This is a genomic window from Telluria sp. ZT3P25, from assembly GCF_059685895.1.
Window position 1 is genome coordinate 22,351 of record NZ_JCASIJ010000005.1, and the last position, 14,213, is coordinate 36,563.

Genomic DNA, 14,213 nt, shown 5'->3' on the forward strand with positions numbered 1-14,213 from the left:
GGCCTGCCTTAACGGAACGTGAAAATGTGTTTCGATTTAGCGGATGCGCCAGGTCAGGCCGGCGTACACAGCGCGCCCACCACCGGGAAAGTAATAGGCCCCGTCCAGGCCATGTGCGTTGGCCTGCACCGCAGTTGTTGCGGCATAACTGCGATCGGTGAGGTTGCGTCCTTCGACGAACCAGCGACAGTTCTCGTTCAGTTCGCCGTCATACCTCAGGTTAAGTACCGCGAAGCCATCGGCTGCTACCGTGTTGGCGTGATCGATCCAGGTCCGGGACGGTTGCCAGTCGACGCTCGGCGAGATGCGTACACGACGATGTGCTCGCCATTGCAGTTCGGCGCGCAGAAGGTGCAGGGGAATATCTGCTAGGCGGCGATTGCCGTAGACGGCGTCGTCGTCAAACTTGAAGTCGTTGTACAGATACTGGGTGCGCAGGCGCCAGGCCGATGCCAGTATGCCATCAAGCGATATCTCGAGCCCCTGGTGGACAGTGCGGTCAGCGTTGACAGTGCCCAACGCCGTGCCACGCGCATCGGTCAACGCTAGCAGTTCACGCCGTACGTTGGCGCGGTACGCCACCCCATCCCAACTCCAACTGCCTGCCTGTCCGCGCCAGCGGGTCTCCAGGGTCGTGGCGCCTTGCGCCGCAGCCAGTGGGCGGTTGACGTTGTAGACCAGCTCGCCGAAGGGCGGTGCCTCCACGCTACCGCTTAGGTTAGCGAACCATTGGACGTTCGGCGATTGCGCGAACAGGATGCCCAGCTTCGGCGCGCTGTCGGTAAATCTTGCGTCGTAGCTGGCGCCCGGCGTCGCCAGGTTGTCGAGATCACGGAGCGCTCGCAAGCCCTGCCAGCCAGCCTGCACGGCCCAGCGTGCATCCAGTCCATGGATGAATTCGGCGTACACGGCGTCCTGGCGTGCATCGAGCCGGGTGCGACCGGTGGCGGCACCGACCTTGCCCCCGACGTTTGCGAACCTGGATTCCTTGCCATCCAGTCGCGCCAGCGATAACCCAGCCACCAGCCTGCGCGTCAGCTCCGGCGCTCCAAATTCGATTGCCAGCCGCGAATCGAGGCCGGTGTCATGCATCTCTTGCTGCAGGATGCGGAAGGTCATGGCATGAAAACGGTCACGCTCGCTCGAAGACACTGAGCTCGTCCAGCTGACGTCGGCGTTAGGCGCCGAGACCAGGCGCAGCGCGGCGCGATTTTGCCGGAAATCGTTGACAGTGTCCTGTGGCATATATCGCGGCGCTGCCTGGCGCGGATTGGCGTTCATCGCTGCACGCGTCAAGCTGCCTGGCATCTCGAGGTTGATATCGATATGGGAGATGAAGCCGTGCAGTTCAAGCGCGTCACTCAGGCCTACGCCGGCATTTCCCGAAACACGTTCGGTGCGATAGTCTGATTGCTGGCGCCAGCCGTCCTGCTCGCTTCGGCTAACGCTGAGGTAACCATCGACATCATCATGCTGCCCGGCAAGCTTTGCACGCCCTTGTCGCTGGCCGAACGAGCCGGCCTGCACGCGCAGTTCAGCGCTTGGTGCCGTCAAGCCAGTAGGCGAAACGAAGTTGACTGCGCCGCCCAATCCGTTAGCCCCGTACTCGAGTGCCTTGGCGCCGCGCCAGACTTCGACGTACTCGATCGCGGTCGGGTCCAGCGTCTGGAAGTCGCCGCTACCGTCAGCATGATTCAGCGGAATGCCGTCCTGATACAGCCCAATGCCGCGCATCAGGAAGCCCCGCTGGATACCCGATCCGCGAATCGACAGCCGTAACTCTTTGCCATGACGACTCTGCGCCAGCACCCCAGGCGCAAAGGCCAGCGCATCTGCAGCTGTCGCAGCACGTCCGTCGAGATAGTCAGCCGCGTCGACCACGGCCGTACCACCAGCGCGTTTGCCAGTTCAGCGCGCGCCTCTTGGAGCCGTTGTGCGGCCAGTATGTCGCTGCCCAAGGCAGCGGTAATCTCGACTTGGGGAATGACAGCTACTGCTTGCGCGAAGGCGCAGGTATTGCAGGCGATCGTGCCGGCCATGATGGCTGCACGCATCGTCAAGTATGGGGACACCATGAAAAGCCCTGTTCTTCTACTGCGCACACGCGCTGTTGGCCGATTCAATCGGCCGCAAGCATGCTTACGTGGAATGGATAATGTGCGACTGCCGGCCCTAGGTAGCGAAATGGGGAACGTCAGTGCGTTATTGGAGAAGATCAGAGAGGCAGTGGGGGCCCGCGGGCGGGCAATGGCGCCCCTACCAGGGCAGCGATGTGGGCGCTGACGAATGCGTGTTGAGAACACGCCATTGGCGGTTCCACCGGCAAATTCAACGTAATAAAGACAGGGGGCAGCGCGGCCGGAAGACAGAGCGGGCAATCGAGGGATGAATGGTTCGCACCATCAACCTGATTTCCGTCAGCATCGACAAAGATCATCTTGTTGCCGCCTTCGGCACAGATCAGCATTGAGGTGTGTTGCTGCATCATTGGCGAAGCACTGGCGACGCCCAAGGCAAGGACGAACCAGGCCAGGACGAAACGTACGGTAAGCAATGAGCGACCAAGATAATACATAGGAGCCAATTGTTAGCTTTTATGCGAGGAAAGTCAACGTCGGTATCGATAAAATTAATTTTCGGGCTGACATTGCTGCGCTATTCTCGGCGAAATAACGCTTTCAAGTGCTCACCCGGTTGAATTTATATTAATTTCTAATAGGTCAGCGCAGTACTTTTTCCCCAGAAAACACGATACGAAAACACCGTGTAGCAGACGATCAGCGGTAGAACAATCACGGATCCAACCAGGATGACCTCCATGGCAGCTGGTGAAGTCGCGGCATCCCATATCGTGATTTTTTCGATCACCAACCAAGGAAAGAGGCTGTAAGCCAATCCGTAAAATGCCAGGAAAAAAATTCCGACGGTCGATCCGAAAGGCACCCATGCACCATATTCGTTGCCGTTGGATAGTCTCACTGGAAGTCGGGCGAGGCTACGCCAGATGATCCATGACAGGACTATTGTTGCAGCAGGTATGGGCATCAGCAGTACCAGATTGGGGAAAGAGAACCATTTTGCAAAAATACTGTTGCTGACAAACGGTGTGATGGTTGTTATCCCAATAAAACCCAATGACGTCAAAATTAAGCTACGACGTGCCCATCGGATAGCCTTTAGTTGCAGTGCACCTTCGGTCTTGATAATCAGCCAACCGGAGCCAAGTAAGCAATATGCAGTTACCAGTGTACAGCCAACCACCCCATTGAAAGCGATTCCCCATCCCCCTGGCGTAAAGCCACTGACCACGCCCCCAAGCATGTACCCCTGCGCCCAACTGGCCGTAAGTGATCCCAAAAAAAACGCGCGATTCCACAACCCTTTGTGATCCGCATGCGCCTTGACCCGAAAATCAAATGCGACACCACGTAGAACTAAACCCAACAGCATCGCTGCGACTGGCAAGTAAAGTGTCCCTAATATGAAACCATGTGCCACTGGAAAGACAGTCAATAGAATACCAGCTCCCAAAACCAGCCAGGTTTCGTTGGCGTCCCAAAATGGTCCGATGGTGGCAATCATCGTATCTTTTTGCATCTCATCGGCGTGGCTCATCAGGATGCCGACCCCGAGGTCATAGCCATCTAAAATAACGTAAGCCAGCATTGCCAAGCCCATTACACCCAAAAAGAAAATCGGCATCCAGCCAGCAGCAGTCGATAAATCTGGAATAACATTAACCATTGATTTTTCCTTCCTTTTCAGGATAGTTCACTACATTCAGTGCCACTTCAATATCGGTTTCGGCATTGGGCTGAAGCGCTTGGGCGTCAGGATCCGAACCAGCGGGATTGCCAGTGTCTTTTTTGCTTCTTGCTAAGTGGAATACGACCGAGACATAGGCAACGAGTAAAGCGGAATAAAGTATCAAATACATCGCCAAGGTAAGAGCAATATTAGATGCAGGCACCTTGGAAGCGGCATCGGCAGAAGTCAAAATTCCTGTTACCAACCAAGGTTGACGGCCTATCTCAGTCGTATACCAACCGGCCACGACCGCTACCCACCCCGAGAAGGTCATCGCGACAAGCAACTTTGCCTGCCACGGCCGCAGATAACGGTCACTTCCTTTTTTCCACGGGGCCAACTGCCACGTGCCAATCCAGCTGGAAAACAGCATCAGCATGCCTACCACTACCATGATGCGAAAGGCCCAGAAAACCGGTGCGACAGGTGGATGTTTTCCTTCAAATTGATCCAACCCCTTTACCTCGCCATCGAGAGTATGAGTCAAATAAAGCGATGCAAGTTTAGGAATTGAAATTTCGAAACGATTTTCTTTAGCGTCTTCATCAGGTATTGCAAAAAGTACCGCCGGCACCCCCTTCTCTGTTTTCCATATACCTTCCATGGCAGCCAATTTTGCCGGCTGATGCTGCATCGTATTGAGGCCGTGCAAGTCACCAGCCAGAATTTGGAGGGGAATAAGAAGAGTGGCCAGATAGACGCCCGTTTTTAGACTCGCCATGACTTCAGGCGATCGATCATTACGCAGCCATCGATACGAAGAAATTCCAGAAATCAAAAATGCAACCGTGAGGCCTGACGCCAGCATCATGTGGGTAAAGCGGTAGGGAAACGATGGATTAAATATGACGTCCAACCAGTTAGTTACGTGGACTTGACCATCGATCATTTCAAAACCAGATGGCGTCTGCATCCATGAGTTCAACGCCAATATCCAGAATGCTGACAATGTAGTTCCTCCGGCGACCAACAATGTTGCGATGGTATGCGTTCTTTCACCCACGCGTTCACGGGCAAAAAGCATGATTCCCAGCATTGTTGCTTCAAGAAAGAACGCGGTAAGCACTTCATAGGCTAGCAATGGTCCTGCAATATTTCCAACTTTCTCCATGTACCCTGGCCAGTTGGTCCCGAACTGAAAACTCATAGTGATGCCACTCACCACGCCTAAAGCAAAAGTAAGTGCAAATATCTTGACCCAAAACTGGTAGGCATCCATCCAATGCTGGTGCTGTGATTTTACGAACCGCAACTTGAAAAATAGTAAAACCCACGCAAGAGAAATGCTAATTGTAGGAAATAAAATATGGAAGGTGATGTTGGCTGCGAACTGAATGCGCGCGAGCAGAAAGGGATCCAAGTTTTCCATAATTACCTACCTCTCAATTCAGAAAGGTCATTGGTGAATTTGTTGCTAAAGGTCCGCCGGAACTGGGGAGTAACATTCATCACAACGGATTCGCGTCGATCACGCGGGCAGCACAAACCGCCAAAAAAGAATTCTTTTTTCATATATTCATAGAGATCTACGGGTTGTAGAAATACCTCCACACTGGAAGTGGATATTGTTTTTTATTTTGATCGCAGGCGATGTCAGACGTTGATTGCGATGAACTCAAGGAGTTCAAAAAAGCAGCTGTTGACGAGGCACTGATGCTCTGGAATTGCTTGCATATATCTTCGTGATCGGGCATGAAACCAGAGAAGACAATAAGCAGCGGTCAGAAGAAAACAGGTGGTGCCCGTGCGAGGTTTGCCTTTTGAGCATACCGCGCCACGAAAAAATGCCCGATGCTTCGTATAGATGAAGCATCAGCCGGCATCTCAGCCATTCTGAAAGAATAGGCTGGCGTGGAAAGGAAGGGAGAATAGTGCTGAAAAAGGCAGTAGTCGCAATGGTTGTCCAACACCATTAAGGCATCGATATTTTTTTCTGCAGTAGGATTTACGGCAACGAATTTGGAGCTTTGGGCACTACAAATTTCAGCCCACGCGGCGTCCTGTGAACTTGCTGACAGCTTGGTAATTGAAGGAGCGAAGGCGCTCAACAGGACCGCAAGCAGTGCGAGCCATGCCAGTCTCCCAAAAAGCTTTGCTCCAATCCTCATGGCACAACGGGTAATCCAGCGACTAGCGCAGGGATTTTTGCTCGAACACCAATTTTTAATGCTTCTGAGAAATTCATAAAATTGCGATATTTTTGGATCGAATGGCTCTTACCGTATAAAAATGAATTTGCTGACCAGTTCGATGTTTCCCCAAATTTCTGAATATTCAGGAAGATGTGAATTTTAGCACCCAACTCCAACCAGCCTGCTTTATTTTTTTGCCGTCCTCTTCAAAAGCTGTTCTATGCCGCACGCGGGCTGGCGCGACCGAGGGCCTTTCGCTGGGCGCCGGCAATACTTTCTCCGGCGAACGCTAGCCTACTCGTTCGACATGAGTGTGGTCGTGCTGCTTACCTCTGCAGTTTCTGCGGCACAGACACCTGCGTGCGTGCGTGCGGGCGGGCGGGTGGGGTACTGTGACTTCGCCGTACCGGCGGGTATGGTAGCGATTTCGGAGGACTCAGCTACAGTGCAGCTGCACTGCCGTCGCGCAGACATTGGCACAGTGCGGCGTAACAGCGCTAGGGCTCAAGTAATGTACGGTTCGCAGCGCTGCCAATCCGAATCCAGACGCCAGAAGTCCGTGTGAATGAGATGGAGACACTGGCGGCTTGCAAGACCAGCAGGCGGCAGGTCGAGTTCCCGCGCTTCGCCGACAAACCGCTTGCGGTGGAACATAGGTCGCGTCGCTGTCAGGCTGGTGCGCAAGGGGCGCGAACTGCAGGTCGATCCCACGCTCTTCAGTTTCCTTGGCCTCTCTGCGGAGGTGTTCACTGCGGTCGATTTGGAAATTGGCGACAAGGCATTTATGCCAGATTCCCATACGCTGCATTTTGGTGCACTACGCACCCCGGTACGTGCCGAAGTTCTGTCGCATTAGCGAACGAGGTGGGCCTGTCGGGTAAACTGCGGTGCCGAATTCAGGACGAATCGACATGCTCAACTTCAAAGAGATGCGCTTTCCGATCGATGTAATCCTGGTCTGCATCCGCTGGTATGCAGCCTACCCCCTGAGCTACCGTCACCTCGAGGAGATCATGGAAGAGCGCGGCGTGTCGGTCGACCATTCGTCGATCAACCGGTGGGCGATTCGTTTCCTGCCGCTTATCGAGAAGATGACCCGAAAACACAAGCGCCTGATCGGCGGCAGCTGGCGCATGGATGAGACCTACATCAAAGTCAAAAGCGTCTGGAGATACCTCTACCGCGCCGTCGACAAGCATGGCAAGACCGTCGACTTCCTGCTGACGGCGAAGCGCGACATGGCCGCGGCGAAGCGCTTTTTCGACAAGGCTATGGGAGCGAACGGCGATCCGAACAAGGTCGCGATGGACAAGAGCGGCGCCAACAAGGCGGCGATTGACGCTATCAACGCCAGCCGCGACGTGCCGATCATTGTGAGCCAGGCTAAATACCTCAACAACATTGTCGAGCAAGACCATCGCGCCATCAAGCGGGTGACCAGGCCGATGCTCAACTTCAAATCATTCCGGTCCGGCGGCTCCGTGCTCGCCGGCATCGAACTGATGCACATGATCCGCAAGGGCCAGTTCGCAATCAAGGGTGCCGAGGCCATGTCGTTCGCGGACCAATTTTCTGCGCTGGCAGGAATGGTCCGTCCAGTTTGAGCAGTGCCGTGCCGTGCCGTTCCGTTCCGGGGAATTCTCGCCGTTTGATCAACAACGCGACAGAACCCTTCCTAGATGGTGTCTCCGGCCACGACGGGCGCCGGCGACTGCGCAACTGATCTAGGTTTTCTTGCGGTACGATTCAAGCATGCTTTTTCCTTTGGATAGCGCGACGGTTGCTACCATCATCTCGATGGATCCACCTACACCTGTCTTGGAGCGCTGCTTATTTCCACTTTCTTCATTGCGTGTTTTTCAGTAGCACCGTTGCCACAGGTGGCCAAACCGAGAGCCACCGACCGCCATATAATCATAAGGTCGTGATTTATATGGTCTTCTTTATACTGACCAGATGAAGCGTTTACACTTCCTTACGTAGCGGTTTATTTTTTGCCGCGAAACCCTGGCACCTCTCTAGTTGACCTCGAACAAGATTGCAAAACTTTAAAAAACATTACAGAGCGCTGTGCCGAAATTGCAACAAAACGTCATAACTTGACGTAAATGCCGCGCCGGTCCATCCAGTACGCCACCAGCCAGCAGACCAGCATGTAGGCCAGTGCGAATAGAAACGAGGCCAGATACGGCTCGGTCGGCGGCAGGAACACATTCGCGTACAGCCAGCCGTGCAATGACGCGCCGCCCACTTGGACGCGCGCGAGCAACATGGCGCCGACGGTTGAAAGCATGTAGATGAACAGCGTGTTCTTTCCGAACACCACAAACAAATTCGTGCCGGCTCGCAGCCCTTTCAGGTCGATCGACCACACCAGTACGGCCAGGATGAGCAGGTTCCATCCCACCGTGCAGGCGACGTAGGAACTCGTCCATAGCTTCTTGTTAATCGGCAGTACTGCGTCCCAGACAATGGCAAGCAGCAGGCAGGCAGTAGCGAAAGCGAGAAGGCCCAGCACGCCCTTGCGCGTGCGGCCAGACCGTTCAAGCCAAACCACGGCCAGGTAGCCGCCCAGCACGTTGACGACGGCGGGCAGCGTGCTCAGAATGCCTTCCGGATCGAACGGGATGCCGTCGCCGCCATACATGTGCGACGCGCCCAGCACGGCAAGATCGACGCTGCGCACGACGTTGCCGGCGAGTGTGAGGTCGCCGAACTGCACCAGCAGCCACCAGTAACCAAGCAGCAGCCCTGCAGTCGCGAGCAGCGCGCCGCGCACGCCGCCATAGCGCACAATGACCGCGGCGATTAGGTAGCACATGCTAATGCGCTGCAGCACGCCCATCACGCGCACGGCGTCGAACGGGATGAGCGTGAAGTCGGGCGCGACGAATGGGAACCAGTACAGGACAAAGCCGCACAGGAAGATCAACAGGCCGCGTTTGAACACGGTCTGCAGAAATTTAGTCTCGGATTGGCCAGCGAACTTCTTCATTGACAGGCGCAGTGCGCCGCCGACGACGAACAGGAACGATGGAAACACGAGGTCGGTCAGCGTGAAGCCATGCCAAGCGGCATGCGTTAGCGGGCCGTAGCTGGCGCCCCAACTGCCGGGTGTATTCACGACGATCATCAGCGCCAGGGTCAGGCCGCGCAGGACGTCAAGCGGAAGGTTGCGGGAAGAATTAGAAGGGGGCATCTCAAGAGTTCCAGGTGACGTGACACTTGAGACCGTATCACGTAGAAACACTCATCGGCAATGCCTTGCCCTGGCATGGTCTGAAATCGATAAACCTTTGATTTATATTGCTTTATCGTTCTCTTCGACCACCTGCCGCTTACAGTTCTTTACAGTGCCTCGAAAACGCAAAAAGGCCTGCCACGTCAACCGTAGCCAGCCTTCGTTCAGGCAGCTCGACTCCAAACCACGCCGTCGGATCGATGGGTACTGTCGTATGGCTTTGTTGCATAAATCAGCCAAGTTCGTAATTCCCCAAACCCCAGCTGGAATTATGGCATTGTCACCGCCACAGTCGTGGGTGTGCCCAACCTAGTGAACCGATTGAGGATGGCGGCACGGACCTGCAGTTCGGCAACCTGGCGGTCGAAGTCACGCACCATGACGCGTTCACCAAGCAGCTTGAAGCATCGCATCTTGGTCTCGACAAGGCTGCGCCGGTGCCAGGCACTCCACTTATTCCAGATTTTCCTGCCAAGCCGGCGCGTGGCCGCTAGGATGGCGTTGCGAGTTTTGGCATCAGGTCGCTGGTCCTTCCATGGCTTGGCATTCTTGCGAGTAGGGATAATCGCCTGCGCCCCACGTTTCGCAATCGCTTCGTGACAGCCTTTGGTGTCGTAGGCACCATCGCCGCTGACGCTGGCGACGATCTCATTGGCGGGAATCTGGTCGAGTAGGCACGGCAGCATCGGCGCATCACCGGTAGCGTTGTCGGTTACTTCGATAGCCCGGATTTACAATGTGGCCGCCTCAATGCCAAGGTGGACCTTGCGCCACTGGCGACGATAGTCGGCCCCATGCTTTTTGGTCTTCTACTCGCCTTCACTCAGCATCTTGATGCCGGTGCTGTCGACCAGGAGGTGCAATCCCGTTGTTGCCGGCTGCGTGCCGATCGTCACCGAAAGATGTTTCTGGCGCCGGCTAACGGTACTAAAGTCGGGCACCTGCCAATCCAGGCCAGCGAGCTTGAACAAGCTTTGTGCCATGCCCATCGCCTTACGCAGGGCAAGATTGAACACACCCTTGATGGTCAGGCAGAACTGGATCGCCGCCTTGCTGTACTTCTGACGGCGGCCCCGCTTGCCGCTGGCACTGCTGTGCCAGCACATGTCCTTGTCTAGCCAGGTGAGCAGGGAGCCACGCGTCTTCAGCGACGTGTTGTAGTCTTTCCAGTTGGTCGTTCGGTACTTCGGTTTTGCTGGTGCACTCATGCCGGCAGTTTACCCCGCGTCCACGCTCGACCGCTGCACCAGCCAATTTGTGCAACAAAGCCAACGTTCAATGTCTGCTATGGGTCTAGGCTGTGTAAAAACGCGTGATCGGCGTGTTTTCAGGGGTCCCTTTACCATTTCCAACCTCGAGAAAACGCCGTTGCGAGCGATCTGAGAGGTCGAGTGTCGCCAAGCCGACGCATACTTTGTGTTTTAACACAGCCTGGGTCGATTCCAGCCATCGTGAGAGTCTGGAATTTTGTCCCTATCGCCCTGCTATGTTCAGCTCAACGGTCGAGATCGAAGTCGAAGTCGAAGTCGAAGTCGAAGTCGAAGTCGAGTAGACTGAGATTTTCGGCACAACAATTCTCATGGAACAAATTCTGCGTTACTTTATGGCGCCTCGGCTGGGCCGTGGAACCGTACTCGCCAAGTTTACCCCTAGGGGAGGGGCGCTCATCACCATCGAACTTGCCTCGCCAGTAGCTGGACGAAGCTGCGTAGAACTTAGAGCTGTGCCTTCTCAGGTGAACTCAATGCCTTCGTCAGGCATTCACTCACTGTACCGTCTAAGTCGCCATGCTATATCGCAAGTCCAACACTGCGTGAAAGGCGACTTGCTTGAGGGTAACGATCTGGAGCTGAACTGTTCTAATCGACCTTGGAACGGTGACCTCGCCAAATCACCTTATGGAGGCGCTACTACAGGTTTTACAGAGGATAAAACGTCAGGTGGATCATCCGCGCTGCAACGAATTTCCTTGGCTTCTTACCTTCGACGTGGCGGCTGAATTTGGTCAAGAGCAGACATTGGGGCCGCTGCTCCCGATAAGGCACATATCGAACAAATGGTCAGATTTAACATTACCCGTTGCCGGCCACAGCCTAGCTCCCGGAAGTCTGCTTTGGGTGGGTAGCTGCCTGTCGTGACAGTCAGTGCTTTTTCAAGCCAGGCAACCTGCTATGCTGCGCCGACCGGTTGAATCCAAGGCCGATACCAGCTGTTCGCCAGACGGCCGGATTCGGCCAGGCTTTGTATAACGCAACTTGACATCGATTTTGAGACACTCAGCCGTTCGAAACGTCGCTACGGCGTTCTCTCGAGGTCAGAATGTGATAGAGCGCTCCTGAAACACGATGACCGCATGTTTTTTCACAGCCTGAGCCAGGAAAGACTTTCGTGTCCTGGAATGGGTGGGCTAAATTGACTAGCGTACTTAAACTTCCCACTGAAATTTCAAAGTCAGCGACTTGTTGGTGGTATTTGGATCGCGAGTCCGATCGCGCGAAAAGCCCACCGACATTGAGCGGCCATGCCGCCACAAGTGGCGGTATAACAGTGACCGGTGAATCTGCCGCTCGGCCCACGGTTCAAGCCCCGAAACGCCATCGTTGCGGCGCGCGGCCGATGTAGTTTGCGCCAGTAGCCGCAGCGAGTCCGCGGCCGTAAAATGCAGCATGCCCAGCGCGCGCCAGCCATTGTCGATGAACGCCGGTCGACCAAGCGTACCCTCTACCCAGGCGCGGTTTACCCGTAGATCCGTCTCAATCGACCAGCCCCGTGTACCGAGTAGTGGTAGGCGCAAGCCTAGGTCTATGGTGGCGTTGCCGCCGCTATCAACACGGTCTGCGTCGACGTCGAGTTGACGCCCGAGCGTCACTTCAGCATTTAACCTAGTCATCCACGACAACGGAGACGATTCGAAACCGAAGTGCAGCGCAGGCACATCATGCAGGCGCCCCAGGCGGTGACTGCGCTGCTGGTCAAAACCGAGGTTGGCCCACAGGTTGGTCTGGCGACCGGCACGGAACCAGATCCCCGGTTGCAGCTTGCGCTCGACGACCTGGTTGGCCTGCTGGTCCAGCCGGCTATCGGAAAGGGTACGGATCTCGTGCACGCCCAAGTGCACCTCGAACTCGTAGAGTTCTAGCTCCGCGCCGCTCAGTGCTAGCGTGCTTGCGCCCAGTCGCCGATTGAGATTGATGTCGGTCTTGAGCACACCCGTCTGTGGCACGAAGCCGTTGTCATTGACGAAACCGGGCATGATCGCTTCCAGCTGCAGCTCGTTCCACCAGTCGTCGCTGATGCTAGTGAATTTGCCGAGCGCATAGCCGCCATGGCGCGTGGTTATGCGCGTGCTGCGCGCCACCGGTTCTTCCACAAAGCCAGCGCTGGTTTGCGAATGCATCAGCAACCACGAAGCCTGCTTTCCGTCGCTCCGCCACTGACCGTCAACACCCGCCACTTCGTTGCTGCCGGAGTTGCCGTAGCCGCGCTGCGAAACAAACGCTCCCATCACTGTGTTAACGCCGTGCCAGCGCGTGCGTACCATACTCGCTAGCGTGCGCTGTGTTTGTGCGTATTCGGCAGTTTCGTACGCGCCACCGCGCAGCACCACGCCGCCCTGCTGGTCGCGCAAGCTCATGGCGGTGGCGTCAGCGCCGGCGTCTCGCCAGGTGGCGCGCAAGCCCCATTCCGGATCGGCCACGGTACGCGAATAAAACGCCGACAGCGGCAACCCCAGCACGTCGGAACTTTCCAGGAAAAAGCCGCGCTTTTCCGGCAGGCTCAGGGCGATTCGGCTAGCGCCCGACGATGTCGGCTCGTCGATTTCTACCTGCGAGAAATCGGGATTGATCGTCGCGTTGAACACCCAGTCAGCGCGTGGCCGGGCGTTGATCTCGAGGCCCATGCTGGCACGGTCGCCGCGCTGGCGCCCCGTTTCGTTGCGGTCGCGGTTTGAGCGTATGGTTAGTTCTGGCTTGAGCTCCAAGAAGCTGCGGTCGCGCACCGCCGCCACCGTGTCACCCATGCCGCCCACGTCCTGCAGCAGCGCGATGTGGCTCAGTGAGCCATTCTTGAGAGGGGTGCTGGTGAGAAGCAGGCCGTCGGCGTGCGGCACGCTGCGCTCGATCATCACGCGCCAGGTCTTGCCGTCGGCATAAGGGAACCGCAGGTTCGACAGCGGCCAGCGAATTTCCATGCTGTAACCATCGGCCAGCCGCCTGACCGCCGCGTCGATAGGAAAGTCTGGCCCCAAGTCTGACTCGTCCAAGTCGGCACGATACATGCCGTCGCTGAATACGCCGCCGATATTCACGCGCACAAACTGTGCAGCGCGACCGTGCCCCGTTGGATCGAGCCACACACCAATAAAATCCTGGTCCAGGCCCACCTTGTCGCGCCGTGTGAGTGTACCGAGCATGCGCTCGGGCGTATCGTCCCAAGCGCGGATGCCAAATACCAGCGCGCCCTCATCAATCAGTAGTTGTACCGTGGTGCGCAGGTTAGCCGGCGCAGGCTTGCCGTCGGTTGGAAGAAACTGGTGGAAAGCATTAAACATGGGCGCGGTGCGCCAAGCGTCTTCATCAAGCGCGCCATCGACGCGCAAATTAGCGCTGCGGTCAACCAGCATGGCAGGCAACGGTGGCAACGGCGAGTTGTGTTTATCTTGCATCACGGCAGCCACCTCGCCGGCGGCCAACATAGCGACGATGGTTGCAGTACCTGCTGTTCGAAATAACCTAAGAATTGACTCCACTATCGCCCCTGTTTTTGCGCAGTAGTATAAGGCAACAAATACCTTTTCCTGATGTTATTAAAAGTCGCGATGTGACCGTACGGTCGCGTCTTCGCTAGGCTTTGTTCGACAAAGCCAGCGAGCTAAGTAAAACTCATTTGTTCGGGGTATCACACACGCTACCTTACCTGATAAGATTATTTATCAAGAAAGGATTGATGGCTGTTTTGGCGTGAAACAAGGATAATTCAGGGCATTCTAGCTTCTCTGACAGGCTCGATACCATGTCAGTCACCTCAACGAC

The 14,213-nt window shown here is 55.8% G+C and carries 8 protein-coding genes and 1 pseudogene; 1 reads left to right on the forward strand and 8 read right to left on the reverse strand.

Annotation, left to right across the window (positions count from 1 at the left end; translation table 11 throughout):
* Positions 1 to 36: 36 nt before the first annotated feature.
* From AC56LY_RS24065 to AC56LY_RS24085, 5 genes are all read right to left on the reverse strand, one after another.
* Positions 37 to 1,881 (reverse strand): TonB-dependent receptor family protein, encoded by a 1,845-nt coding sequence (locus tag AC56LY_RS24065; protein ID WP_499583642.1) that lies wholly within the window; start codon positions 1,879 to 1,881, stop codon positions 37 to 39.
* 334 nt (positions 1,882 to 2,215) lie between these two features.
* Complete coding sequence (locus AC56LY_RS24070; RefSeq protein ID WP_499583643.1) at positions 2,216 to 2,575, reverse strand: DUF2946 family protein; 360 nt, start codon at positions 2,573 to 2,575, stop codon at positions 2,216 to 2,218.
* Positions 2,576 to 2,712: 137 nt separating this feature from the next.
* Positions 2,713 to 3,744: a cytochrome d ubiquinol oxidase subunit II gene (locus AC56LY_RS24075; RefSeq protein ID WP_499583644.1), complete on the reverse strand. Its 1,032-nt coding sequence runs from the start codon at positions 3,742 to 3,744 to the stop codon at positions 2,713 to 2,715.
* Positions 3,737 to 5,176 carry a cytochrome ubiquinol oxidase subunit I gene (locus AC56LY_RS24080; protein ID WP_499583645.1) on the reverse strand — a complete coding sequence of 480 codons (1,440 nt, stop codon included), beginning with the start codon at positions 5,174 to 5,176 and terminating at the stop codon, positions 3,737 to 3,739. Before AC56LY_RS24080 ends, AC56LY_RS24075 begins: the two co-directional genes overlap by 8 nt.
* A gap of 352 nt (positions 5,177 to 5,528) precedes the next feature.
* Positions 5,529 to 5,915: a DUF2946 family protein gene (locus AC56LY_RS24085; protein ID WP_499583646.1), complete on the reverse strand. Its 387-nt coding sequence runs from the start codon at positions 5,913 to 5,915 to the stop codon at positions 5,529 to 5,531.
* A 935-nt stretch (positions 5,916 to 6,850) separates the two neighbouring features.
* Between AC56LY_RS24085 and AC56LY_RS24090 the strand changes: the two genes are divergently transcribed.
* On the forward strand, positions 6,851 to 7,543 hold the full coding sequence (locus AC56LY_RS24090; RefSeq protein ID WP_499583647.1) for an IS6 family transposase: 693 nt from the start codon (positions 6,851 to 6,853) through the stop codon (positions 7,541 to 7,543).
* A 488-nt stretch (positions 7,544 to 8,031) separates the two neighbouring features.
* On the opposite strand, the gene AC56LY_RS24095 is transcribed toward AC56LY_RS24090, so the two are convergent.
* From AC56LY_RS24095 to AC56LY_RS24105, 3 genes and pseudogenes are all read right to left on the reverse strand, one after another.
* Entirely contained in the window at positions 8,032 to 9,138 is a 1,107-nt protein-coding gene (locus AC56LY_RS24095; protein WP_499583648.1) for an acyltransferase family protein, read from the reverse strand.
* 311 nt (positions 9,139 to 9,449) lie between these two features.
* Positions 9,450 to 10,388 (reverse strand): annotated as a pseudogene (locus tag AC56LY_RS24100) (IS5 family transposase).
* Between the two features lie 1,217 nt (positions 10,389 to 11,605).
* On the reverse strand, positions 11,606 to 13,846 hold the full coding sequence (locus tag AC56LY_RS24105; protein ID WP_499583650.1) for a DOMON domain-containing protein: 2,241 nt from the start codon (positions 13,844 to 13,846) through the stop codon (positions 11,606 to 11,608).
* Between the last annotated feature and the right edge of the window lie 367 nt (positions 13,847 to 14,213).